Here is a 24714-nt window from a genome sequence, read left to right as displayed (position 1 = left end):
GGGGAGGAGAGGCTTTCCTCTGTAAAAAAAATCCCCTGAGGGAGGCGGGGGGAAAAAGGACCCTTCGCGTCTCTCGGCAGGAGTTCGGTGCCCTCCCGGGTCAGCCCGTGGGTCAGTCCTCGTGCGTGTAGAAGATGTAGAAGCTGACGCAGAACATGGCGGCCGCGAGGGCCAGGGACAGCACCGTCACGGTGAGGACGCTGCGGCCGCTCAGGCTGTAGAGGTAGCCGACGGCGATGCCCAGCAGCACGGAGTAGGCCGCTGCCCGCACCTCGCGGGGCAGCGCCTGCTGGTAGCGGCCGAGCGCGAAGCACAGCCCCGCCAGCACCACGGCGGAGACGAGGCCGATGACGATCTGCGCGGTGGCGGACTGCCCGGCCTCACGGGCCATGAAGGACGTGTAGAAGCCGTAGATCACGCCGAGAGTGAGGGGGATCGCCCACCCGAGAGCGCCGTGGTGCCGGACCGGCACCGCCGCATGTGCAGCCATGGCAGAGCTCCTTCCGCTCCATCCACTACTCCACCCACCAGCGGACACCCCGGCGGCCTGCGTGGCAAGTGGATCAGACGGATTCGGTGGGTTCCGGCGGATCCGATGAGACAGGCGGCTTCGGTGGATCAGGCGGATCCGGCGGCTTCGATGGATCCGGCGGATCCGGCGGATCCGGTGCGTGCCGGGCCCGACGCAAGGTCCGCCAGTGTCGTCAGTGCCCGCGCCAGCTCCTCCCGCGGCGGGGTCGCGAGCCCGATCCTGACCGCGTCCGGAGCCGGGTGCGCGCCCACCGCGAAGGCCGAACCCGGCGTCACGGCGATCCCGCGCTCCGCCGCCGCGCCGACGAACGTCTCCGCCCGCCAGGGCGCGGGCAGCCGCCACCAGCAGTAGTAGGCGCGCGGGTCGGTGCTGAGGTCGAAGCGGCCCAGACGCTCCCGTACCAGCAGATGGCGCTCCGCCGCGTCCGCCCGTTTGGCCTCGGCCACCGCCGCCACGATCCCGTCGTCCGACCATCGCGTGGCCGCGGCGAGACCGAACCCGGCTGCGGTCCAGGCGCCGGACCGCAGCGCCCGCATCAGCGCCTCCCGGTGCCCCTCGGGCGTGACGAGGTAGCCCACCGTCAGACCGGGTGCGAGCCGTTTGGACAGGCTGTCGACAAGGACGGTCCGCCCGGGGGCGTGCGCGGCGAGCGGCGCCGGGGCCTGCGTCGCGAGGAAGGCCCAGGTCGTGTCCTCGATCGCCGTGAGTCCCGACTCCTCCAGCACCGCCGCCAGCTCGGCCCTCCGCGCCGCCCCCGCCGTCACGGCCAGCGGATTGTGCAGGGTCGGCTGTACGTACACGGCGGACAGCGGCGCCCTGCGATGAGCCGCGGCCAGTGCGTCCGGACGCATACCCTCCGCGTCGAGTGCGATCGGCACGAGGCTCGCGCCGAGCTGTTCCGCGACCGTCTTGACCAGCGGATACGTCAGCGACTCGACGCCGAGGCGGCCACCGGGCGGCACGAGCGACGAGATCGCGGCGGCGATGGCCTGGCGGCCGTTGCCGGCGAACAGCACCCGGTCCGGGTCGGGCGACCAGCCGCTCCTGGCGAGCACGGCCGCCGCGGCGCGCCGCGCGTCGGGCGTGCCGTCCGGGGCGGCGGGCCGGGTCGCCTCCGCAAACACGTCGGCGCGTGCCAGGGCCGCCAGCCCGCGCACCATCAGCTCCGACTGACCCTCCGCCACCGGGTAGTTGAGCTCCAGGTTGACCGGGGCGTTCCCGACCGCCTCGGCGAGCGCCGGCCCGGGCAGCGGAGGCGCGGCGCGCACGAACGTCCCGCGCCCCACCTCGCCCACCACCAGGCCGCGCCGCACCAGTTCGCCGTAGACCCGGATCGCCGTGGAGGGCGCGATCCGGCGCCTGCGCGCGTACATCCGCTGCGGCGGCAGCCGCTCGCCGGGCCGCAGTCGCCCGTCGGCGATGTCGGACGCGATCTCGTCGGCGAGCCGCCGGAAGTCGTCCCGCATCCCTGCCCTCCAAAGCCGTCCAGAGCCCTCCAGAGCCCCAAGGGCTCCGGCAGATTGCACCGAGAGCAAAGATCTTATTGCACCGAGGAGTTGGGGCGCCTAGCGTCGTGGCCATGCCGTCCGCACTCATCGACACACTGACCATCGGCTACGACGACAAGGGAGCGGGCCCGGCCCTCGTCCTGGTACACGGCCATCCCTTCGACCGCTCCATGTGGGCGCCGCAACTCTCGGCGTTCTCGGCCACGCACCGCGTCATCGCCCCGGATCTGCGCGGTTACGGAGCCTCCACCGTCGTCCCCGGTACGACGCTGCTCAGCGACTTCGCGACCGATCTGGCCGCCCTCCTCGACCGGCTCGGCGTGCACCGCTTCGTCCTCGGCGGCCTCTCCATGGGCGGCCAGATCGCGATGGAGTGCTACCGCCTCTTCCCCGAGCGCATCACCGGCCTCGTCCTCGCCGACACCTTCCCGGCCGCGGAGACGGAGGAGGGCAAGGTGTGGCGCAATGCCATGGCGGACCGGCTGCTCGTGGAGGGGATGCGGGGGTACGCGGACGAAGTACGGGACAAGATGGTGGCGCCGCACAACACCGAAGCCTCGGAGACCGTCCACCGGATGATGCTGACCGCTTGGCCGGAGGGTGCGGCGGCCGCGCTGCGGGGGCGTGCGGAGCGCCCGGACTACCGCGAGCTGCTCACCCGGATCCCGGTCCCGGTGCTGGTGGTCGTGGGACGCCACGACGCGTACACACCGGTGGCCGACGCCGAGGCGATGCACGCGGCGATCCCGGACTCGACGCTGTGCGTGATCGAGGGGGCGGCCCATATGCCGAACCTCGAGCGGCCGGAGGAGTTCGACGCCGCACTGCGCGCGTACCTCGAACGGCTCAACTGAAATATCGGATTTACACCATTCGGCGCACGATGGCGCCATGAGCCAGAACACTGCACCCCAAACCCCGTCCCAGCAGGCCGCGACGAGCGCCGGCCCCGGTTGGGCGGCCGGCGGTACGCTCTTCGCCGGTGTCCTGATGCTGGTCATGGGCGTCGTCGACATCATCGAGGGCATCGCCGCCATTGCCGAGGACGACGTCTACACCCGCATCGGCGACTACGTCTTCTCCTTCAACCTCACCGGCTGGGGATGGATCCATCTGATCCTCGGGATCATTCTCGTCGTCACCGGGTGGGGGATCCTCAAGGCCGCCGAGTGGGCCAAGGTGACCGGTATCGCGCTGGCGGCGCTCAACATCGTGGCCCAGTTCATCTTCCTGCCGTACCAGCCGGTGTGGGCGGTCGCGGCGATGGCGATCTCGGTCTTCGTGATCTGGGCGCTGGCGACGGACAAGTCGCCGGCCAAGATCTGACCGGCGACGCGGGGTGGTGCGTCCCCGCCGGCCCCTGCCCCCGGGCGCCCTGGCCGGGGAGGGGGCGCCTGCGGTGCGCCTTTTATGGGGCTCCGCCCCCGGGGCCTCGCGGCTCAGCTCCCCCTACGCCCTGCGGGCGTGGGGCCCAACAGGGCTGCTTCTCGGGGCGAACGGACACCCGGCCCCACTGCCGGTACGGGCCCGCTCCCAGCCCGTCCGGCGCCCGAGGACGGACGCCCGGGCCCACCTTGCGGTACGGGCCCCAACTGCCGCCTACTCCCCGTTCGCCAACGTGTCGAATTCGTGCGCGTCGTGGGACGAGAAGATGCGCACCAGCCGCGGGTGCGCGCGCCGCAGGTGCATCAGGCGTTCCAGTTGGCTCAGCCGGAGTTCGTGGTCGTCCGCGACGAGGCGCTGGTGGAGCGCGAGGGGCCGGGGGCAGCGGGGGCGGCGGAGATCGACCTCGCCGTGGAAGAAGTACGCGTCGCCCGCGTGCAGCAGCCAGCGGTCCGGCTCCTGGACGGCGACCGCGCTGTGGCCGCGGGTGTGGCCCGGCAGCGGCACCAGCAGGATGTCGGGGGCACGCAGCACGCGGGACGCGGGGAAGCCGAACCAGTCGAAGTCGGCGGTGTCGTGGACGACCCAGTCCACACCGTGCGCCCACTGGGCGGGCAGATAGCGGTTCGCCTCGAGGCGGGTGTCACGGCGCATCGCCGACCGGTACTCGTCGGCCATCACATGCACCCTGGCGTGCGGAAAATCGGCGATGCCCCCCGCGTGATCGAGGTCGAGGTGGGTGATGACGATGTCGCTCACGTCGTACGGGTCGTAGCCGAGCGCCCTCACCTGATGTGCGGCCGTACGGGACAGATCGAGCTCGGGCCGCATCGTGTGACGGAACAGCGCCCCGAGCCGCCGCGGGTCCGAGACCTCCGCCGCCCCCAGACCGGTGTCGACGAGGACGAGCCCGCTGCCGGTCGCTATCAGCAGGCAGTGCGAGACGAGCGGGGCGCCGCCGAGCGGGCGCATGGGAGCACAGTCCAGGTGGTGAATGGTGAGCGAGGAGCGCCGCTGGGGGATCGGGGTCGTACGCACAGACATCTGTGCCTCCTGCTGCCAGGGGGAGACCCGGCGGGCAACCGGGCTGGGAGAGGATGGTGGGTGCTGACGTGGACGCGTGCATCTCGCCCTGCCTCCACTGCAGTTGTGCCACTTACACCGTAAGTACGAGAAGGAGAGAAGCACTTACGCTGTAAGCCGTCAAGCGTTACCGCGCGTAGCCACGCGAAAGAGGAGCCACCACCCATGGCCCACGGATCACGACGCGAACTGCCCCGACCCCGCGCACCGTTGACCCGGGAGCGGATCTTCGGAGCGGCACTGGTGATCATCGACGAGGAGGGCGTGGACGGGCTGTCCATGCGCCGGATCGCGGCCCGCCTGGGCGTTCAGGCGATGTCGCTCTACAACCATGTGCAGAGCAAGGACGACATCCTGGACGGTGTCACCGAGTTCGTCACGAAGCAGATGCGGATGCCGCGGCGGATGACGGGTGGCTGGGAGGAGGGGGTCCGCACGATCGCGTACGGCTTCCGGAAGGCGTCGCTGCAGCACCCGCGCGCGTGCGAACTCGTGCTGATGCGCCAGCTGTCCACACCGACGGCACTCGCGCCCGTCGACACGATGCTCGCGATGATGCTCGACCACGGCTTCGACGAGGAGACGGCGGTGCACGCGCTGCGGCTGTTCATCTCGTTCCAGGTCGGCTCGCTGCTGATGCATGTACGGGCCTCACCCGGTGCCGGCACCGACCGGGACCCGGAGGCGGACCTGGCGCGACGGACCGCGTACTTCTCGGGGTCCGGCTTCCCCGCGGTGGCCAAGGTCGCGCCGATCCTGGCGGTGAACGATCACGAGGCGGAGTTCGCGTTCGGTGTCGAGCTCCTGATCGACGCGCTGAGAAGGCTGGCGCCGGTCCCCAACTGAGCCCGTGGCGCCCGGGGGACCCGGATGTCCCGTGTCCCCCGAGTGGCCGAATGCCCTGCGCGGGCGCACGCTGGGGCGTATGAGAACGGCCCGAGGCGCCCTGCGCGCCCGACACGCGCTCATCGCAACCGCTGCCGCCGTGCTGATCGCGGCAGGGGGCACCGGCTGCTCCGACACTGACGAGACCCCCGAGTCGCTGGCGTCCAAGGCGAGCGAGGCCATCGCGTCCGCAACGGCCAAGCTGTCCGACATCCAGGGCGGCATCAACGCCAAGGGGGACGTGAAGGCAGGACCCACCGAGAACAAGGACGGCCGCGCCGTCTCCGAGATCACCGCGACCAACAGCGCCGGCAGCACCACTGACTACACGATCCAGGTGAACTTCAAGGACTCCGACGGCAACCTCCTCGACGCCGTCGTCGTCACCATCAGCGACGTCCCGGCAGGCGGTTCGAAGACGGGCGAGGCCCGCAGCAACCGCGATCTCTCGGGCACCCCGAAGGCCGAGATCACCCGGGCGGTACGGCACTGAGGCGGTACGGCACCGAGGCACCGACGGCGGTGCCGCAGAACTCTTCCCGGGTGCCGACCGTTCGACGGACATGGACCCTCTCGACACCGGCCCGGCGGCGAGGCAGACCACGGATCCCGCGCCCGCCAGCGGTCCCACGCCCATGGCAGGGACGGCGCACCCACGGCGGACGGCGCAGGCGACGCGGACGGCACGCGCCGCGCGAACCGCCACCGCCTGGTCCGCCGGGCTGCTGCTCGCCGCGGTCGCCGTCGTCGTCGGCTGCCGCGCCGCCGGTGCGGACGCGGACACGCCCGTCCCGCAGCTCCTCGCATTCCTGCCGTGGCTGCTGCTGCCCGCCGGACTCGCCCTGCTGCTCGCGGCCCTCGTCCGCCACCGGGTGCTCGTCGTGTGCGCGATGGTGGTCCTGGCCGTGACCGGCTGGTTCGTGCGGCCGTACGGAGCCGGGGCGACCGACCCGCGCGGTCCCGTGGTCGCCCAACTCCGGGTGCTCACGGCGAACGTGGAGTTCGGGCAGGCCACACCGGACCTCATCCTCACCGTCCGCCGCGAGAAACCGGACCTGGTGTTCGTCCAGGAGTGCGCCCGCGCCTGCAGCGAAGCCCTCGCCGCCCGGATCCCGCGCGCCGACTACCCCTACCGGCACGTCGTCGAAGGCGATCTCGCCCACGGCTCCGCCCTCCTCTCCGTCCATCCGCTCACGAACGCTCCCGGCATCCCGGGCGAGCTGGCCATGCCCGGTGCCGAGGCGCGGATCGGGGGCCGGACCGTCCGGTTGCAGCTCGCACATCCCCTGCCACCCATCCCGGGCGGCGTCGGGTCCTGGCGCGAGGAGCTCGGCCGGGTGCGCGCGTACGCCGCCGACAGCAGGGGCACGCCCACGATCCTCGCGGGCGACTTCAACGCCACACAGGACCACGCCGCCTTCCGCCGCGTCCTCGACGCCGGGGCCCTGCACGACAGTGCCCGCGTCGCCGGGGCCTTCCGCACCCCCAGCTGGCCGGCGACGAGCCCCCGTCCCCTCGGCGCGCAGATCGACCATGTGCTGGTCAGCGACCACTTCGGCGTCGCGGACGCCCGGTTCCTCGACTTCGCCGACACCGACCACCGCGCCCTGCTCGTCCGCCTCGAACTGCACGGCGGGTGACCCCATGGCGCGGGAACGCGGACGGCTCGCCCCGCCCACCTGGCTGGTCAGGGGCCTGCGCCCGCAGCCCGCGCCGATCCCCTGGGCCGCCGTGGCCCGCGCGTCCGTCGCGCTCTCCGCCCCGCTCGCGGTCGGCCTCGCCACCGGCCGGACCGTGTACGGGGCACTCGTGTCGCTGGGCGCCCTGTCCGGGGTGATCGGCGACACCGCGGACGCCTACCGGATGCGGCTGTTCAACATCGCGGTCCCGCAGCTGTTCGGCGCCGTCGGCGTCGCGCTCGGCACGCTGGTCTACGGCGAGGGCTGGTTCGCCGTCGGCGCGCTCACCCTCGTCGCGCTCGTCTCCGGGATGATCTCGTCGATCGGCGCGGTCGCCTCCGTGTCCGGGCTGCTGCTCCTGCTCAACGCGGTGGTCGGGGCCGGTCTCGAGATGCCCAGCCCCTGGTGGAAGGCCCCCCTGCTGCTGTCACTCGGCGGCTGCTTCGTCCTCGCCCTCGCCCTGCTCGGCTGGCCGCTGCGCGGCGGCGTGCCCGAGCGGTCGGCGGTCGCCGCCACCTATCGCGCCGTCGCCGGTCTCCTCGAAGCGGCGGGCGGCGACTCCGGCACCTACGACACGCGCCGGCAGGAGGTCACCACTTCGCTCAACACCTCCTACGACCTGGTGCTCGCCCGCCGGACCCGCGACCACGGCCGCAACCCCTCCCTCGTACGGCTGCTCGCCCAGCTCAACGCCGTCATCCCCATCGTCGAGGCGGCCCCGGCCGCCCATCAGCTGGCCCACCCGGTGCCGGAAGCGGTGCCCGCCGCCGTACGGGGTCTCGCGGACACCGTCGAGGAGGGCCGCACCGGCGATCCCGGCCTCGATCTGCCGCCACCCCGCACCAGCGCCGACCGGGCCCTCGACGAGGCCCTGCGGCAGGCGTCCACCGTCGTCCACGACGCCGACCCGGATCCGAACAACGTGGACGACCGCCTCGGCCGCCCCGCCGCCCTGCGCATCCGGGCCCGCCGCGCCGCCCGCAACGTGCTGCTCTCCGAGGCCTCCTGGCGTTACGGGCTCCGGCTCGCCCTGTGCATCGGCCTCGCCCAGGCCCTGGTGTCGCTGGTCGCGCTGGACCGCTCGTACTGGATCGCGCTGACCGTCACGTTCGTCCTCAAGCCCGACTTCGGCTCGGTCTTCTCGCGGGCCGTGGCGCGCGGGCTGGGCACGGCGGCGGGGCTGGTGGTGGCCGCGGCCGTGCTGGCGGAGGTGCCGCAGGGCTGGTGGGACGTGCCGGTGATGATGGTGCTCGCCGCGCTCATCCCCGCCTTCTCGGCGAAGGGGTACGCCTTCCAGACGGCGGCGATCACCCCCGTCATCCTGCTCATCTCCGACCTGATCAGCCGGCAGGGGATCGGGCTGATCCGCCCGCGGCTCGTCGACAGCCTGATCGGCTGCGCGATCGCGCTGATCGCGGGCTATCTGCTCTGGCCGGAGAGCTGGAGATCCCGCATCGGCGACCGGCTGGCGGACGCCGTCGGCGACGCGGCGCACTATGTGGAGCTGTCCTTCGCGGCGGACGGCGACCAGGGGGTACGGGTGCGGTCGCGCCGCCGTCTGTACCGGGACCTGTCCGCCGTACGCTCCGAATTCCAGCGGGCCCTGACCGAGCCGCCGCCGACCGGGACCCGCGCGGCCGCGTGGTGGCCGCTCGTCGTCGCCGTCGAGCGCATCGCGGACGCGACGACCGCGGCGCGGGTCCGGGTCATGCACGGGGCGGCGCCCCCTGCCCCCGAGGAGGTCGCGGAGGTCGCCTGCCACCTGCGCGAACTCGCGGACGGCATCCGCTCCAGCGAGGAGCTGTACGCGGTGCGGGCGGAGCTCCACGGCGACGAGCGGAGCGTCCTCTCCGCCCTCCGCCAGGAGGTCATGGCCGCCCGCGCGATCGCCTCGCCGGGGCCCGACCGGAGCCCGTCCGCCGATTGAGGACGGTCACCCGCGCCCACCGGGCGGTACCGGCCACATCCCCGGCCCACCCGCCGCTACCGGCCACGCCCGCAGGGCGTATGGGGCCCGGGGGCCGGCCCCTACCCCTGGCGTCCGTGCAGGCGGTCCAGGTCGCGGCGGTCGCGCTTCGTCGGACGGCCCGTGCCCCGGTCGCGCAGTCCCATCGGCGCCACGAACTCGCGCGGCGGAGGCGGCGGGCTGTTGTCCACGTAGCACTCCACCGCCACGGGCGCGCCCACCCGCTTGCGGATCACCCGGGACACGACCACGATCCGCTGCCGGCCCTCGTGGAACAGCCGCACCTCGTCCCCCGCCTTCACCGTGTGCGCGGGCTTGACGCGCTCCCCGTTCACGCGGACGTGGCCGCCGCGGCAGGCCGCCGCCGCCTGGGAGCGGGTCTTGGTGAGCCGCACGGACCAGATCCAGCTGTCGACCCGTACGGTCCCCTCGGCCCCTGCGGGCCCTGCGTGATCCGCCATACCACCGACTGTACGTGGGAGGACTACGATGCGCTCCGTCTCCCGGGTGCGGAAGGATCGCTTCAGCTCGGCGAACGCCTCCTGAAACAGCGCCACATGCCCTGCCATACAAGGACATTCGATGAGCAGCAACTCCGGCAGAGGGCTACAGCCCAATGTCCTCGGTACGTTCGACACGATCGTGATGGCCGTCGCGGGAAGCGCTCCCGCGTACTCGCTCGCCGCGACCACCGCGGTGCTGGCCGGAGCCGTAGGGCTGGCGAGCCCGGCCGCACTCCTCTACTGCGCGATACCCATGTTCGGCATCGTCCTGGCGTTCAGCCGCCTCGGGCGGATCGACGTCAACGCCGGGGCGAGCTACTCCTGGGTGGGCCGCACACTCCACCCCTTCCTGGGCTTCCTCTCCGGCTGGGCCCTGGTCGTCTCCGCGACGATCTTCATGGTGGCCGGCTCGCTGCCGGCCGGCGCGATGACCCTCGCGCTCTTCGACCCGGGCCTCGCCGACAACACCGGGCTCGCCACGGCCGTCGGGGCCTGCTGGTTCCTGGTCATGCTGCTCGTCGTCCTCGGCGGCGCCCGGCTGACCGTACGCGCGCAGCTGCTGATGTCCGGGGTCGAGCTGGCCCTCCTCGTGCTCTTCCTCCTCGCCGCCCTGCTGCACAAGGGCTCCGCGCACGCCTTCGACTGGTCGTGGCTGGGCTTCGGCCATTTCGACGGCGCCTCCGGCTTCGCCTCGGGCGCCCTGATCGCCGCGTTCTACTACTGGGGCTGGGACGTCACCAGCAACCTGAGTGAGGAGACGCGCAACAGCCGCAGGACGGCCGGACTCGCCGCCCTCGTGGGCGTCGGCGTCGTCTTCCTGCTCTTCGAGGCGTTCACGATCGCCGTCAACATCATCCTCAGCTCGGAGCAGATCCAGAGCGGCAGCGGAAACGTCCTCGGCGTGCTCGGCGACGAGATCTGGCCCGGCGTCGGCGGAAAGCTCCTGGTCGTCGCGGTGATGCTGTCGACCGTGGCGACCCTGGAGACCACCCTCATCCAGGTCACGCGCTCGCTCTTCGCGATGGGCCGCGACCGTACGCTGCCGCCCTCGCTCGGCACGGTGCACCCGCGCTGGAACACGCCCTGGGTGGCGATCGCCGTCGTCGGGGCGGTCGCCCTCGCGATGTTCGCCGCCGCCACGGCCCTCGGCTCGGTCGGCCAGATCCTCAGCGATGCGGTCAGCGCGATCTCGCTGCAGATCGCCGTCTACTACGGCCTCGCGGGCATCGCCGCGGTCGTCGCGTACCGCAAGATGCTGCTGACGTCCGTGGCGAACTTCCTGCTCGGCGGGCTGTGGCCGCTCCTCGGCGCGGCCTTCATGTTCTGGACCTTCTTCGCCGCGCTCGGCGAGCTGAGCAGCGCCGCGATCGCGATCGGACTGGGCGGGCTGGTGGCCGGACTGGTGCCGATGCTCTGGTACTGGCGCCGGGGGAGCGCCTACTACCGGCCGGCGAAGCTCGACGCGGTCCGGGCGATCGAGGTGGAGCAGCCGTACGCGGGGTCCGCGTCGGGCCGCCCCGACGCTGCCCGCGACGCCCTGGCCACGGACTTCTGAACTCCCCCCAGCAGGCAGATCCCAGAAAGCAGGCACCCCCCATGGCCGCTGCCCGCCGCCGCTTCGAGCCCGTCTTCGACCCCGACTCCGGCGACCGCGCGCTCACCGAGGCGCGCCACGACATCGTGATCGGCCGCTGGCAGGGCGTCCGGGATCTGCTGCACGCCACCGGTGACGACTGGCCGCGCCGCACGCACCGGGTGCGCCAGCTCTCGCACGCCGCGGCGGGTTCGTCGGCGGTCGAGTCCTGGCGGGCCGCCGAACCCGACAACCCGGACGCGGCAGTGCTGCGCGCCGCGACCGAGGTGGTGCGGGTCTTCGACCAGGCCATCGCGGCGGGCCGCGGCGCCGCGGTCGACCGGGCCCGGCTCGATGTGGCGGTGATGGCCTGCCTCGGCGCGGCGGAGGCGGCGCCGGCCGATCCGATGCCCTGGGTGTCGCTGCTGACGGTGGCCCGGCTGTACGAGGGCGGGGTGGGGCGGCGCGAACTGCGCGGCTGGTGGGAGGAGTTGCGCCGCCGTGATCCCGACAACATCGAGGGGCACGTGCAGTTGCTGCGCTACTGGTCGGCGCGGTGGCACGGCACCCACGGCGCGATGTACGACGTCGCGCGCGATGCGGCGGGCGCGGCGCCGCCCGGGTCCCCGCTGCCGGTCCTGGTGCAGATCGCGCGGGTGGAGGAGTTCCGGTACGTCGCCGAGGGTTCCCTGGGCCGCGGCCGCAGGGACGGGGGCTCCGCTCCGGACTTCGGGCAGCACTGGAAGCACGAACTCGCGGTGTCGGAGGTGCGGCGCACCTGGGAGCGGTGGATCGGCGGCCGGGAGAACGGGCCGGTGATGCCGGAGGAGATCCCCGAGCTCAACTATCTGACCCACGCGGCCTGTTACGCCGGGGAGACGGAGCTCGCCCGCGGGCTGTTCGGGATGCTGGGCACCCGGGCGGCACGGGTGCCGTGGTCGTACACGGGCGCCCCGGCGGAGCAGTTCGTACGCTTCCGCAGGGCGACGGGCCTGGAGTGACCCGGAGTGGCCTGGAGCGGCCTGGGGAAACCCCTCCCCGTGGGCCCGGCGGGAGCGGCCGGGCCCACAGGGGTCACTGGAGTCAGACGCCGATGTCGCGGCCGTCCTTGCGGTAGACGGCGACGACCGACGGGCGCACGATCTTGCCCGGACCGTCGGGCCACACCGACGCGGGCTTCTCGACGGTCGCGCCGTCGATCTCGCCCGGGTGCTGCACGGCGACGAGGACGCGGCGGTCCTGGATGATCGGACCGCAGGTCTCGGCGCCCTTCGGGACGGTGAGGAACTGCTTCAGCTCACCGCGCCGCTCGCCCTGCGTGGCGACGCCGAACAGGCCGTCGTGCGAGCCGAGCTGGGAACCGTCCGTGGAGATCCACAGGTTGCCGTGCGGGTCGAAGGCCACGTTGTCCGGGCACGAGATGGGGCTGACCGTCTCCTTCGGGTAGCCCGCGAAGTACGTGGCCGGGTCGTTCGGGTCGCCCGCGACCAGGAAGAGCCGCCAGGCGAAACCGTCGCTCGACGGGTCGTCCCAGTGCTCGGCGAGCTCCAGGATCTGGCCGTGCTTGTTGAGGTTGCGCGGGTTGGCCTCGTCCGCACCGGCCTTGCCGGGCTTGCCGCGGTCGGTGTTGTTCGTGAGCGCGATGTAGACGCGGCCGGTGCGGGGGCTCGGCTCGACGTCCTCGGGGCGGTCCATCTTGGTGGCGCCGACCTTGTCACCGGCGAGGCGGGTGAAGACGTACACCTCCTCGGCGGTCATGCCCTCGACGTGCGAGACATCGCCGGTGGCCAGCGGGATCCACACGCCGGTGCCGTCGAACTCGCCGTCGTTCGGGAGCTTGCCGGTGCCGTCGATCTCGGCGGCCGGGGAGTCGCCGGTGAGCTTGGCGACGTAGAGGGTGCCCTCGTCGAGGAGGGTGAGGTTGTGCTCGCGGGCCGCCCGCGAGGTGCCCTTCTTCATCCGCTTCGACGAGACGAACTTGTAGAAGTAGTCGAAGCGCTCGTCGTCGCCCATGTACACGACCGCGCGGCCGTCACGGGTGAGCCGCGGCTGCGCCGCCTCGTGCTTGAAGCGGCCCAGGGCGGTGCGCTTGCGGGGCGTGGAGTCGGGGTCGTACGGGTCGAGCTCGACGACCCAGCCGAAGCGGTGCGACTCGTTGGGCTCCTGGGCGGCGTCGAAGCGCCTGTCGAACCGCTCCCACTTGCGCTCGGTGGCGGCGCTGCTCAGGCCGTAGCGCTTGTCGGTGGCGCTGGTGCCGTTGGCGAAGTACTGGTTGAAGTTCTCCTCGCCGTGGAGCGTGGTGCCCCAGGGGGTGGTGCCGCCGGCGCAGTTGTTGAGCGTGCCGAGGACCTTGGTGCCGGTCGGGTCGGCGGAGGTCTTGAGCAGGTCGCTGCCCGCGGCCGGGCCGGTGAGCCGGAACTCGCTCGTGGCGGTCAGACGGCGGTTGAGCCAGTGCCGGGTGACGGGCGTGAGCTTGCCGCTCTTGCGCTCCTCCTGGACCACGACGACGGAGAGGCCGTGGGCCGCCCAGGCGATCTCGACCTGCTCGCGGGTCGGGTTGGCCGGGTCATAGCCCTTGAACATCAGGACTTCGTCCGTGTACTCGTGGTTGGCCACGAGGACCTGGCGGCCGTGCTCACGCAGGGGCAGCAGGCTCAGGAAGTCGTTGTTGTAGCCGAACTGACCGGCCTGCGCCTTGGCCGTCTGGTGGTCGGCGTCGAAGGCCGGGGCGCCACGGAGGATGGGCTCACCCCAGCGGATGACGACATTCTGGGTGTAACCCTCGGCAACGGTCACCTGGTCGGCGGTGTTGGGCGCGACCGGCGTGAAGCGGAGGCCGCGGGCGCCGTCGCCGGTGCTGCCGGTACCGCCGTGGCCGGTGCCGGTCGCGGCGGCGGCCGTCGCGGCCTGCGCGGCAGGGGCGCCCTGCGCGACGACGGCACCGCCCGCGGCGGTGGCGACGGTCACGACGGCGGCCGCACGCATCATGGAACGACGCGACAGCGCACCGGCGATGATGTCGCCGGCGTACTCGTTGTCGCTGGTGTTCGGCACCTCGTGGAAGCAGGCGTCACCACAGCGGTAACGGCAGGTGAGAGCGGACCGGCCGCCCGCGTGATTCGTACCCAGCAGCGGCAGCAGCTTGCGCACTTCAGCCCCCAGACCCTTCGGCGCAACCCCGCGCCGACATCGTGTCGGAATATGTCCGGCCGTGACGCTAGGGGCACACATGTGCAGTGTGGCGGCGGCCATATGAACACGGGATGAATGCGGGTCGACCGGGGCGGTCTTGACACCGGAGGGGGTTGCCGAGATCACGCACGGGCGGCCGCTAACCTTACGTGTCCGCCGTGGCCAGGGATGCGGGGCTGCCGCCCCGACACCCCCGGACCGGACATGGATCGCACCCAAATCACGCGAAAGGCCTCGCCCATGGGCATTCGGAGCTTGCTGCGCAAAGTGTTCGGACGCGAGCGTACGGAGTCGTCGTCCTCGGCCGCCTCGACAACCACGCCGACCTCCGCCGCCGTCCCGCCCCAGGCCGAGGCCCCCACCGGCCCCGTCTCCGCGGAGGAACGTGCGGCGGACCTGGTGGCGGCGTCCTTCGACAACCCGGCGCCGCGCGCCACGATTCCGTCCGCCAGGACCACGGCGGAGTCGGAGTCGGAGTCGCCCGCGACCGAGCCGGCGGCTGCGGACGGGGACGAGCCCGCCGCGGACCGGGCGGACGCGGAGCCGGCTGCCGGTGAGGCCGCCCCTGCCGCAGAGGACACCGGCGGTGAAACCGTCACGGCAGTTGACGCCGACGGCGACGCCGACGCCGAACCGGTCACCGAGGGAAGCGCTGCGCCGGAGGCGGCGGACCTCGACACCGTCGGCACGGCCGGCGACACGGTGGTCGAGGAGGCCCCTGCCGCGCCTGCGGACGAGGCGCCCGAGCCCGTCGCCGAAGCGGAGGCGGAGCCGAAGGCCGAGACCGAGACCGCCCCCGCCGGGGCGGAGCCCGAGGCCCCCGCCCCGGTCATCCCCGCCCAGGCCGACGGCGCACCCGCCACGGACGCCGAAGACCGGTCCGAGGCCGAGACCGAGACCGCCCCCGCCGAGGCGGAGTCCGAGGCTCCCGCCGCGGTCATCCCCGCCCAGGCCGACGCGCCTGACACGGCCGACGAGAACCGTCCCGCGGCCGAGACCGAGGCCGAGGCCGAGGCCGAGGCCGAGACCGGGACCGGGACCGAGACCGACGAGCCCGCCGTCGATTCCGCCCCCGAGGCGGCAGTGACGATCCCGGCCGCCCGCGAAGAGGCCTCCGTGGAGGCGCCCGAGGCGCCGACGCCCACCGCCTCGCCCGAGGCCGACGCGCCGACGCCCACCGAAGCCGGCGCGGAGCCGACGCCCGCCGAGGCCGACGCCGAGCCGACGCCCACCGCCGACGCCGAGCCGACGCCCGCCGAAGCCGAGACGGACACGGAAACCGCCGCAGGCAAGCCCGCCTACTCGCTCGCGCGGGTCAAGGCGCGGGCCGCCGGGCTCGTCGGCGCGTACAAGGCGGCCGGGACCGTGCTCAAGGACGCCGGCGCGGCAGGTGCGCGGGCCAAGGTCTACCTCGTACTGGACCGGTCGGGGTCGATGCGGCCGTACTACAAGGACGGCAGCGCGCAGCAGCTGGGCGAGCAGGTGCTCGCGCTCGCCGCGCACCTCGACGAGGCCGCGACCGTGCACGTGGTCTTCTTCTCGACCGACATCGACGGGACCGGGGAGCTGACGCTCGCCGACCACGAGGGCCGGGTGGACGAGCTCCACGCGGGCCTCGGCCACATGGGGCGCACCAGCTACCACCGTGCCGTCGAGGAGGTCGTCGAGCACTACGAGAAGTCCGGCGCCGAGGGGCCCGCCCTCGTCGTCTTCCAGACCGACGGCGCGCCCGACGCCAAGCAGCCCGCCAAGCAGGCTCTCGCGGACGCCGCGGGCAAGCCGGTCTTCTGGCAGTTCGTGGCGTTCGGGGAGTACGAGGCCAAGGGCTTCGACTTCCTCCGCAAGGTCGACGCGGACGAGGATGCCGGCAACGCCGCGTTCTTCCACGCCGGCCCGGACCCCCGCGAGCTCACCGACGCCGAGCTCTACGAGGGGCTCCTCGGCGCCTTCCCGGAGTGGCTGAACAGCCGCGACAGCTGACAAGAAGCCGAGGCGGAGGGCCGGCTCACCCGCACCACGAGCCCGCCCTCCGCCTCCACCGTTCCGCCGTGCGCGACGGCGATCGACCGGACAATCGACCGGACAATCGACCGGACAATCGACCGGACAATGGAGAGCCCGAGCCCCGGCGTGGGCCCGTCCGGTCACGGTCCTCCCTCGCCGGAACGGCTCGAAAAGCCCCGGAATGCCCTCCGCCGCGATGACCGGGCCGGTCGTACCCCACGCCCTGGACCGTGCGGATCAGCCCCGGCCCAAGGCCCGCCGCAGCCCGGTGGCGTCGGCTCCGCCGGCACTTCCGCGTCCTCCGAGACCAGTGCCCGCATGCCCTCTTCCGGCCGGACGGGATGTTCCGGCGACGTCTCCGCCGGACGGCCCGGCCGGCCGCCGCGCATTATGAGTGTGAGTCGATCTTCCGGTGGCCGTTAGGATTTCGACCATGGCGGCCACTGGATCCGAGAAGCAGGGGACGAAGGCTTTCTACGTCTCGACCCCCATCTACTACGTCAACGACGCTCCTCACCTGGGCCACGCCTACACGACCGTCGCAGGCGACGTGCTCACGCGCTGGCATCGTCAGCGCGGCGAGAAGGTGTGGTTCCTCACCGGCACGGACGAGCACGGTCAGAAGGTCATGCGCACCGCGGAGGCGAACGGCGTCACCCCGCAGGAGTGGTGCGACAAGCTCGTGGAGGAGGCCTGGAAGCCCCTCTGGAAGCACCTGGAGATCGCGAACGACGACTTCATCCGGACGACGGAGAAGCGTCACACGGACCGCGTCCAGGAGTTCGTGCAGGACCTGTACGACAAGGGCGAGATCTACAAGGGCGGGTACGAGGGCCCGTACTGCGTGGGTTGTGAGGAGTACAAGCTCCCCGGCGAGCTGATCGACGGCGAGGGCGACTTCGCCGGGCAGAAGCTGTGCCCCGTGCACAAGAAGCCGGTGGAGATCCTCAAGGAGGAGAACTACTTCTTCAAGCTCAGCGAGTACGGCCCGAAGCTGCTGGAGTTCTACGAGGCGAACCCCGGCTTCATCCAGCCCGAGTCCGCCCGCAACGAGGTCGTGAACTTCGTCAAGCAGGGCATGCAGGACCTCTCGATCTCCCGGTCGACGTTCGACTGGGGCGTCAAGGTCCCGTGGGACGAGAAGCACGTCATCTACGTGTGGATCGACGCCCTGCTGAACTACGCGACGGCGGTTGGCTACAACGAGAACCCGGAGAAGTTCGACGAGACCTTCCCGGCGAACGTGCACCTCATCGGCAAGGACATCCTCCGCTTCCACGCGATCATCTGGCCCGCGATGCTGATGGCGCAGGGCCTGCCGGTGCCAGGAAAGGTCGCGGCCAACGGCTGGCTGATGGTCGGCGGCGAGAAGATGTCGAAGTCGAACCTGACGGGCATCAAGCCGCAGGACCTGACCTCGCACTTCGGCGTGGACGCGTACCGCTGGTACTTCCTGCGCGCCATCGCGTTCGGCCAGGACGGCTCGTTCTCGTGGGAGGACTTCACCGCCCGCTACACGAGCGAGCTCGCCAACGACTACGGCAACCTGGCGTCGCGCGTCGCCGCGATGGTCGGCAAGTACTTCGGCGGAACGCTGCCCGAGGCGACGGCGAACGGCGAGGCCGAGAAGGCGGTCCAGGAGGGCCTGGCGAAGGCCGTGGCCGAGGCCGACCGGAGGATCGGCGAGGAGCTGGACTTCCAGGGCGGCATCCTGGCGATCTTCGACTTCGTGAAGCAGGTCAACGGCTACATCACGGAGCAGGAGCCGTGGAAGGTCGCCAAGGACGAATCCGACGAGGCCAAGGCCCGCCTCGCGACCATCCTGTACACGGCGGCCGAGTCCCTGCGGGCCGTCGCGGTCCTGCTGAACGCGGTCATGCCGGAAACGTCCCAGAAGCTGTGGGACTCCCTGGGCGCGGAGCCGACGCTCGGCGCCCTGGCGGAGCAGCGCGTCCAGGACGCGGCGGACTGGGGCCGGCTCCCGGCCGGCTCGACGGTGACGAAGGGCGCGGTGCTGTTCCCGCGCATCGAGGAGCCGAAGAAGGGCTGAGGCCTTCGCGGGAACCCGGGGGTCTGGGGGTCGCCCCCCAGAGGACACAGCCCGCACATCGAGGAGCCGAAGAAGGACTGAGGCCTTCGCCGCGACGCGCGCGTCGTACGCCAGGCCCGAGGGGCCCGGAACCGCACAGGTTCCGGGCCCCTCGTCCTTGCTCTAGCGGGCCAGCGACGTCGCGTCGCCCATCACCACCACCGGCTCCTTCTTCGGGTCCAGCCACAGCAGGAGCTCCCGCATGTGCTCCAGCGCCAGCGAGACGCACGCCTGCGTGGGCCCCTCGTGGTCGACGTGCATCCAGACCCCGCCGCCCCGGTCCCAGCCCATGGGTCGGCTGCCGTCGTCGTAGAGCGGCGACGTGCCCGGGTAGCGGTTGTAGTTGATCGCGACGACGTAGTCGAAGGAGCCTTCGAGCGGTTCCCCGAGGAACCCGGTTCCCTGGGCGTTGAAGACCGGTGTCTCGTGGTACGGGAGCCTCGTGCCCGGGTCCGGGAGCCGGCCGCCCGCGTCGGTGAGGCCGAAGACGCCGATGGGTGAGCGGTTGTCGCCGGCCCAGTGCTCGTCGGTCCAGCCGTTGAGCGCGTTGTGCGCCGGCCAGGCCCCGGACACCTGCTGCCAGCCCTTGTCCGGGTCGCGCTCGTACAGGACGGCCATGGAGTCGCTGGAGTCCTTGGCGTCGCCGGTCACGACGACGGCCTGGGAGGTGCCGTCCGGGATGTCGGCGCGGGTCGCCGGGCCCAGTCCCGGGATCTCGGCGGGCCGCGCCGGGACGGCCTTCCCGTTCGCTGCCTGGGGGTGCGGCGGGCCGGCGGCCGGACGTGGCGGCGTGGATTTCGCGCAGCCTCCGAGCAGCAGTCCGGCGGCCAGCAGTCCGGCAGCCGTCCCCGCTGCCGCTGCTCTGGTCAGTACGGTGCTGAGCACTCCGCGATGTCCTCTCGTGGTCCGTCCGGTCCGACTGACCGTCCGGTCCGTCATGGGCGGTACCTCATCCGTCCCTGCCCTCCCTTCCCGTTCGGGCCGCCCGGCGTCGGCCCCGGCGGCGGGAACGACTCGTAAGGAGCACGAATTACGCGAGAACGCGCACGAGGGGCCCGGAACCTTCCGGTTCCGGGCCCCTCGTGTGAACGTGTGGCCGTGCGGCCTATGGCCTCACTTGGTGGGCTTGTACGGCGTCGGCTTCGCCGGGCCCTTGTAGACGCTGATGTGGAGCTCCTTTAGGCGGGCCTCGTCGACCTCCGCGGGCGCGCCCATGAGCAGGTCCTGCGCGTTCTGGTTCAGCGGGAAGGCGATCGTCTCGCGGATGTTCGGCTCGTCGGCCAGCAGCATCACGATGCGGTCGACGCCCGGGGCGATGCCGCCGTGCGGCGGGGCGCCGTACTGGAAGGCGCGGAGCATTCCGGAGAACTCCTGCTCCACGGTCTCGCGGTCGTAGCCCGCGATCTCGAACGCCTTGAACATGATCTCGGGCTCATGGTTACGGATCGCGCCGGAGGACAGCTCCACGCCGTTGCAGACGATGTCGTACTGCCAGCCGAGGATGTCCAGCGGGTCCTGGGTCTCCAGGGCCTCGAGGCCGCCCTGCGGCATGGAGAACGGGTTGTGCGAGAAGTCGAGCTTGCCGGTCTCCGCGTCCCGCTCGTACATCGGGAAGTCGACGATCCAGCAGAACCGGAAGACGTTCTCCTCGAAGTGGCCCGCACGGCGCGCGGCCTCGACCCGCACCGCGCCCATGATCTTGGAGACCTCTTCGAAGTCGCCCGCGCCGAAGAACACCGCGTGGCCGGGGGCCAGGCCGAGGCGCTCGGTGAGGACCTTGACGTTCTCCTCGGTGAGGAACTTGGCGATGGGGCCGGACAGCGTGCCGTCCTCGCCCACGCGCACCCAGGCGAGGCCCTTGGCGCCCTGCTCGACCGCGTACTCGCCGAGCTGGTCGAAGAACTTCCGCGGCTGGTCCTGGACGGCCGGCACCGGCAGCGCACGCACGTGCTTGCCCGCGAAGGCCTTGAACTCGGAGCCCTCGAAGATGTCGGTGATGTCGACGAGCTCCAGCTGGGCACGGAGGTCCGGCTTGTCGGAGCCGTACTTCAGCATCGCCTCGCGGAACGGGATCCGCGGGAACGGCGAGGTGACATGGCGGCCGCCGCCGAACTCCTCGAACAGCTCGGTCATCAGCTTCTCGACCGGCTGGAAGACGTCCTCCTGCTCGACGAAGGACATCTCGATGTCGAGCTGGTAGAACTCGCCCGGCGAGCGGTCGGCGCGGGCGTCCTCGTCGCGGAAGCAGGGCGCGATCTGGAAGTAGCGGTCGAAGCCCGCGATCATCAGCAGCTGCTTGAACTGCTGCGGGGCCTGCGGCAGCGCGTAGAACTTGCCCGGGTTGAGGCGGGACGGCACCAGGAAGTCACGGGCGCCCTCGGGGGAGCTCGCGGTGAGGATCGGGGTGGCCATCTCGTTGAAGCCGAGCGCGGTCATCTTGTGCCGGATGGCGGAGATGACGGCGGTGCGCAGCATGATGTTGCGGTGCATGCGCTCGCGGCGCAGGTCCAGGAAGCGGTACTCCAGGCGCCGCTCCTCGTTGACGCCGTCGTCCGTGTTGATCGTGAAGGGCAGCTGGGCGGAGGCGCCGAGCACCTCGACCTCGGTGACCTCGATCTCGACCTCGCCGGTCGGCAGGTCCGGGTTGACGTTCTCGGCGCCACGGGCGGAGACCTTGCCGTCGATGCGGACGACGGACTCCTTGGTGAGGTGGCTGAGCGCCTCGTTGGCCGCGGTGCCGGGGCGGGCGACCAGCTGGACCAGACCGTAGTGGTCGCGCAGATCGATGAAGAGGATGCCACCCAGGTCTCGGCGATTGTGCAGCCAGCCGCTCAGCCGGACGTCGGTACCGACGTCAGAGGCGCGGAGCTCGCCGCAGGTGTGGGACCTGTACCGATGCATCGTCGTTCATCCAGTCTTCGTCGCGGTGGGGATGTGGGCAGACCCACTCAGGTTACCTTCCGGCCGGGATCCGCTTTCCGTCATTACGCATGGGCCCGGGCGGCGTGTGGCCGGAGGCCCGGTATGTAAATGCCCACGAGACGTGAATACAGTAGGAAAATGCGCACCGAGGACGTCCTGGCCGCGATCGCGACCGGCCTGTGGAGCTGGGACAACGCCTCCGGGACGGTCTCCCTCGACGCCGAGGCCGCCCGGCTGCTCGGGCTGCCCTCCGGAGCGGGCACCTTCACCCAGGCCGCCGTGCGCTCCCGTTTCCACCCGGTCGACTGGAACGAGATCTACGGCGTCGTGAATCTCGCGGTCGCCGAGGACACCCTCGCCGAGGCCCGGCTGCGCGTGGTGGACGAGGCGGGCCGGGTGCTGCGTACCGTGCGCGTCCGCTCCAAGCCGGTCATCGAGGCCGGCGACTACAAGCTGACCGGCACCCTCCAGGAGGTCGCCGAGCCCCATTCCGGCACGACCGCCGCGCACACCCCCGTCACCGGCGACTGGCGCCGCTCCCGCGAGGCCTTCCTGCTCGACGCGGGCCGGGCGCTGGCCGAGGCGCGGTCGACCGCGGAGGTGCTACGGGTCGCCGCGTCCCTGTCGATGCCGGGCTTCTCGCCCGACGGTCTCGCCGTCTTCGGGATCGAGGGCGGCCGGCTGAACGTCCTCGGTCAGCACGGGTACGACCCGGACGACGGCGGCCCCTTCGCCGACATGCCGCTGGAGACCGAGTACCCGGCCGCCGAGGTCATCCGTACCGGCCGGGCGCTCTACATCGCGTCCCCCGGGGAGTACCGCCGCCGCTACCCCACCATCTGGCCGGTCATCGAGCGCTTCGGCCGCCGCTCCTGGGCCTTCGTCCCGCTGATCGTCGCGGGGCGCACGATGGGCGCCTGGATGGCGGCCTTCCGTCATCCGGTCGCCTTCACGCCCGACGAGCGGTCCGTGCTCACCACCGTCGCGCGGATGCTGGCGCAGGCCCTCGCCCGGGCCGGGGTCGCCGAGAACGAGCGGGAGCTGTCGCGCGGTCTGCAGCGCTCGATGATGCCGAGCCTGGGGCCGGGCATCCCGGGGATGTCGGTGGCGGCGCGGTACGTGCCGACCGGCGGGGGGCTGCAGGTGGGTGGCGACTGGTACGACCTGATCCCGCTGCCGAGCGGGCGGATCGCGCTGGTCATCGGGGACGTGCAGGGCCATGACGTCCGGGCTGCCGGGCTGATGGGGCAGCTGCGGATCGCCCTGCGCGCGTACGCATCCGAGGGGCATCGCCCCGACGCCGTGCTCTCACGGGCCTCGCGCTTCCTGGTGGGGCTGCACGAGTACGCGGAGAGCGAGGCGTACGACGACGGCGACGTGGTCGGCCGCATCGGCTCGTACAGCGGACCCCGCTTCGCGACCTGCCTCTACCTGGAGTGCGACCCGGCGACCGGCACCCTCGACATCGCGCGCGCCGGGCACCCCGACCCGGCGATCCGGATGGCCGACGGAACGGTCATCCTGCGGCCCACCGCCGGCGGACTGCCGCTCGGCATCGACCCGGACACGGACTATCCGACGACGCGGATCGCGCTCGAACCCGGCGAGACGATCATGGTCTGCACGGACGGGCTGCTGGAGACCGGCGGCCACGACCTGCAGAGCGGCTGGGACCGGATCCGGGCCGTGCTGGAGGAGCACCGCGGCGAGGGCGACTCGCTGGAGCTGGAGAAGCTCGCCGACGCGCTCGTCCAGGCCGTGCACGGGCCCGCCTCGCACTACACGACGGGGCCGCTCGCCGACCGGCGCGAGGACGACATCGCGGTGCTGCTGCTGTCCCGGCTCGGGAAGCCGGCCCGCCGGGCCCCGCGCCGTAGCGTCCTCACCGTCGCCCAGGCCGAGCCGGAACGGCTCTCGGTCGCCCGGCAGCAGATGCGCGATCTGCTGCACGACTGGGCGGACGGGGAGCAGATCGACTCGGCCGTGTTGATGGTCTCCGAGATCGTCACCAATGTGCTCGTGCACACCGACGGCGACGCACTGCTGGTGGCGGAGGCGGCGGGTGAGCACGGGAGCCGGCGGCTGCGGGTCGAGGTCTCGGACGCCAGCGACGAGCTGCCGCACAAGCGGCGGCCCGGCGAGATGGCGTCGTCCGGGCGCGGTCTGGTGCTGATGGAGATGCTCGCGGACGCCTGGGGCGTGAATCCGCGGGGCGAGGGCAAGTCGATCTGGTTCGAGCTCTACGAGCCGGGTCCGCCGGAGGGCGCTCCGGAGGTGCTGCCGCCGGGTCCCTCGGTGGGCTCGCCGACGGGTTCGTAGCGCTTGCGCAGCTCGCCGATCACGCCGAACGCGGCGGCGGTCAGCGGCACGGCGAGCAGCATCCCGAGGACGCCGGCGATGGTCGCCCCGGCCGTGATCGCCAGCATCACGACCGCCGGATGCATCCGGACCATCCGGCCCTGGATCATGGGCTGCAGAACGTGCCCCTCCAGTTGCTGTACGGCGATGACCACGCCCAGCACCCACAGCGCGATCACGACCCCCCGGTCCGCGAGTGCGACGAGGATGGCGACCGCACCGGAGACGAAGGCCCCGAGATAGGGGATGTACGCGCCGACGAAGACGAGCGCCCCGAGTCCGACCGCGCCGGGCACGCGCAGGATCAGCAGACCGGTGGTGATGAAGACCGCGTCGATGAGCGCGATGAACGTGGTCCCGCGCATGAAGCCCTCGACGGCCCCGAAGGCCCGTCGCCCCATGGCCTCCGCAAGGTCACCGGCGGAACGGGGCACGAGCGAGCGCAGGGCGCCGACCGCACGGTCGCCGTCACGGAGGAAGAAGAACATCAGCAGCAGGGCGAGGACGGCGATCGCGATCACCTCGCCGACGACGCTGAGCCCGGAGATCACTCCGGACGCGGCCGTCCCGCCGAACTTGCTCAGCAGATCCTTGGAGTTGGTCGCCAGGTCGTCGAGCGACGTCCCGGCTGCACCGAAGTACTTCGCGAGATCCGCGGCGGCCCGCTTGAGCGCGGCGATGATCTCGTCCCCGGTCTCGATGAGGGCGCTGACCACGATGTACACGGCCCCGCCGACGACCGCGACCACGGCGACGCAGGTCAGCCCGGCAGCCAGCGAACGCTGCACCTTCATCCGGATGAGCCGCCGGTACAGGGGCCGGAGGAGCGCGGTGCCGAGCAGTGCGAGCAACACGGGCGTGACGGCGGTCTTGAGGACGATGACCAGCCACACCCCGACGGCGGCGACCCCGGCGACGAGCAGCGCGACCGCGCACCAGGCGGCGAGACGCCTCACCGGTGCGGGAAGGAGCGGCTGGTGCGAGGGCTGCGACGGGGGCACGGCCCCCAGCCGATCACGCCCGGTACGCCGCGGCGC

19 protein-coding genes are annotated in these 24714 nt (G+C 72.0%); 11 read left to right on the top strand and 8 right to left on the bottom strand.

The genetic code is table 11. From position 1 onward, the window contains the following. Positions 1-112: 112 nt before the first annotated feature. Positions 113-490, bottom strand: coding sequence for a hypothetical protein (locus ACFV9O_RS01415; RefSeq protein WP_385410903.1), 378 nt, complete (start codon positions 488-490; stop codon positions 113-115). A gap of 128 nt (positions 491-618) precedes the next feature. Continuing rightward, positions 619-1998, bottom strand: coding sequence for a PLP-dependent aminotransferase family protein (locus ACFV9O_RS01410; protein WP_385410901.1), 1380 nt, complete (start codon positions 1996-1998; stop codon positions 619-621). A 113-nt stretch (positions 1999-2111) separates the two neighbouring features. Between ACFV9O_RS01410 and ACFV9O_RS01405 the strand changes: the two genes are divergently transcribed. Both ACFV9O_RS01405 and ACFV9O_RS01400 read left to right on the top strand, forming a co-directional pair. Then, the gene (locus ACFV9O_RS01405; protein WP_385410899.1) at positions 2112-2894 is read left to right on the top strand and encodes an alpha/beta fold hydrolase; all 783 of its coding nucleotides are present in this window, start codon (positions 2112-2114) and stop codon (positions 2892-2894) included. A gap of 37 nt (positions 2895-2931) precedes the next feature. Beyond that, on the top strand, positions 2932-3366 hold the full coding sequence (locus ACFV9O_RS01400; protein WP_385410897.1) for a hypothetical protein: 435 nt from the start codon (positions 2932-2934) through the stop codon (positions 3364-3366). Positions 3367-3639: 273 nt separating this feature from the next. Here ACFV9O_RS01400 and ACFV9O_RS01395 read toward each other — a convergent pair whose 3' ends face one another. Further along, a complete protein-coding gene (locus tag ACFV9O_RS01395; protein ID WP_385410896.1) occupies positions 3640-4467 on the bottom strand; it encodes an MBL fold metallo-hydrolase in 828 nt (275 codons plus the stop codon). A 204-nt stretch (positions 4468-4671) separates the two neighbouring features. On the opposite strand from ACFV9O_RS01395, the gene ACFV9O_RS01390 reads away from it, so the two are divergent. The 4 genes from ACFV9O_RS01390 (at position 4672) to ACFV9O_RS01375 (ending at position 8997) form a co-directional block, all read left to right on the top strand. Further along, complete coding sequence (locus tag ACFV9O_RS01390; protein ID WP_385410895.1) at positions 4672-5352, top strand: TetR/AcrR family transcriptional regulator C-terminal domain-containing protein; 681 nt, start codon at positions 4672-4674, stop codon at positions 5350-5352. A gap of 79 nt (positions 5353-5431) precedes the next feature. Beyond that, positions 5432-5884, top strand: coding sequence for a hypothetical protein (locus tag ACFV9O_RS01385; RefSeq protein WP_385410894.1), 453 nt, complete (start codon positions 5432-5434; stop codon positions 5882-5884). 70 nt (positions 5885-5954) lie between these two features. Further along, entirely contained in the window at positions 5955-7031 is a 1077-nt protein-coding gene (locus tag ACFV9O_RS01380) for an endonuclease/exonuclease/phosphatase family protein (RefSeq protein WP_385410892.1), read from the top strand. 4 nt (positions 7032-7035) lie between these two features. Continuing rightward, on the top strand, positions 7036-8997 hold the full coding sequence (locus ACFV9O_RS01375) for an FUSC family protein (protein WP_385410890.1): 1962 nt from the start codon (positions 7036-7038) through the stop codon (positions 8995-8997). 101 nt (positions 8998-9098) lie between these two features. Here ACFV9O_RS01375 and ACFV9O_RS01370 read toward each other — a convergent pair whose 3' ends face one another. After that, on the bottom strand, positions 9099-9497 hold the full coding sequence (locus ACFV9O_RS01370) for an RNA-binding S4 domain-containing protein (RefSeq protein WP_385410888.1): 399 nt from the start codon (positions 9495-9497) through the stop codon (positions 9099-9101). Between the two features lie 121 nt (positions 9498-9618). Between ACFV9O_RS01370 and ACFV9O_RS01365 the strand changes: the two genes are divergently transcribed. Together ACFV9O_RS01365 and ACFV9O_RS01360 are read left to right on the top strand one after the other, a co-directional pair. Next, entirely contained in the window at positions 9619-11094 is a 1476-nt protein-coding gene (locus ACFV9O_RS01365) for an APC family permease (RefSeq protein WP_385410887.1), read from the top strand. Positions 11095-11135: 41 nt separating this feature from the next. Next, positions 11136-12113 carry a hypothetical protein gene (locus tag ACFV9O_RS01360; protein WP_385410885.1) on the top strand — a complete coding sequence of 326 codons (978 nt, stop codon included), beginning with the start codon at positions 11136-11138 and terminating at the stop codon, positions 12111-12113. Positions 12114-12195: 82 nt separating this feature from the next. Here ACFV9O_RS01360 and ACFV9O_RS01355 read toward each other — a convergent pair whose 3' ends face one another. Continuing rightward, a complete protein-coding gene (locus tag ACFV9O_RS01355; protein ID WP_385410883.1) occupies positions 12196-14262 on the bottom strand; it encodes a PhoX family protein in 2067 nt (688 codons plus the stop codon). 282 nt (positions 14263-14544) lie between these two features. On the opposite strand from ACFV9O_RS01355, the gene ACFV9O_RS01350 reads away from it, so the two are divergent. Then, positions 14545-16284, top strand: a complete 1740-nt coding sequence (locus ACFV9O_RS01350) for a VWA domain-containing protein (RefSeq protein ID WP_385410881.1) — start codon at positions 14545-14547, stop codon at positions 16282-16284. Between the two features lie 457 nt (positions 16285-16741). Beyond that, positions 16742-18358, top strand: coding sequence for a methionine--tRNA ligase (metG, locus tag ACFV9O_RS01345; RefSeq protein ID WP_385410879.1), 1617 nt, complete (start codon positions 16742-16744; stop codon positions 18356-18358). Between the two features lie 162 nt (positions 18359-18520). On the opposite strand, the gene ACFV9O_RS01340 is transcribed toward metG, so the two are convergent. Together ACFV9O_RS01340 and aspS are read right to left on the bottom strand one after the other, a co-directional pair. Beyond that, the gene (locus tag ACFV9O_RS01340) at positions 18521-19282 is read right to left on the bottom strand and encodes a hypothetical protein (RefSeq protein ID WP_385410878.1); all 762 of its coding nucleotides are present in this window, start codon (positions 19280-19282) and stop codon (positions 18521-18523) included. Positions 19283-19510: 228 nt separating this feature from the next. Then, positions 19511-21298, bottom strand: coding sequence for an aspartate--tRNA ligase (gene aspS, locus ACFV9O_RS01335; RefSeq protein ID WP_385410877.1), 1788 nt, complete (start codon positions 21296-21298; stop codon positions 19511-19513). 159 nt (positions 21299-21457) lie between these two features. Between aspS and ACFV9O_RS01330 the strand changes: the two genes are divergently transcribed. Then, positions 21458-23638 carry a SpoIIE family protein phosphatase gene (locus ACFV9O_RS01330; protein WP_385410875.1) on the top strand — a complete coding sequence of 727 codons (2181 nt, stop codon included), beginning with the start codon at positions 21458-21460 and terminating at the stop codon, positions 23636-23638. On the opposite strand, the gene ACFV9O_RS01325 is transcribed toward ACFV9O_RS01330, so the two are convergent. Further along, on the bottom strand, positions 23560-24678 hold the full coding sequence (locus ACFV9O_RS01325; RefSeq protein ID WP_385410874.1) for an AI-2E family transporter: 1119 nt from the start codon (positions 24676-24678) through the stop codon (positions 23560-23562). The two genes, ACFV9O_RS01330 and ACFV9O_RS01325, sit on opposite strands and share 79 nt — an antisense overlap. Between the last annotated feature and the right edge of the window lie 36 nt (positions 24679-24714).

The sequence above is a fragment of the Streptomyces sp. NPDC059909 genome (assembly GCF_042730885.1).
GTDB lineage: Bacteria > Actinomycetota > Actinomycetes > Streptomycetales > Streptomycetaceae > Streptomyces.
This window is presented reverse-complemented; position numbering and strand designations above follow the sequence as displayed.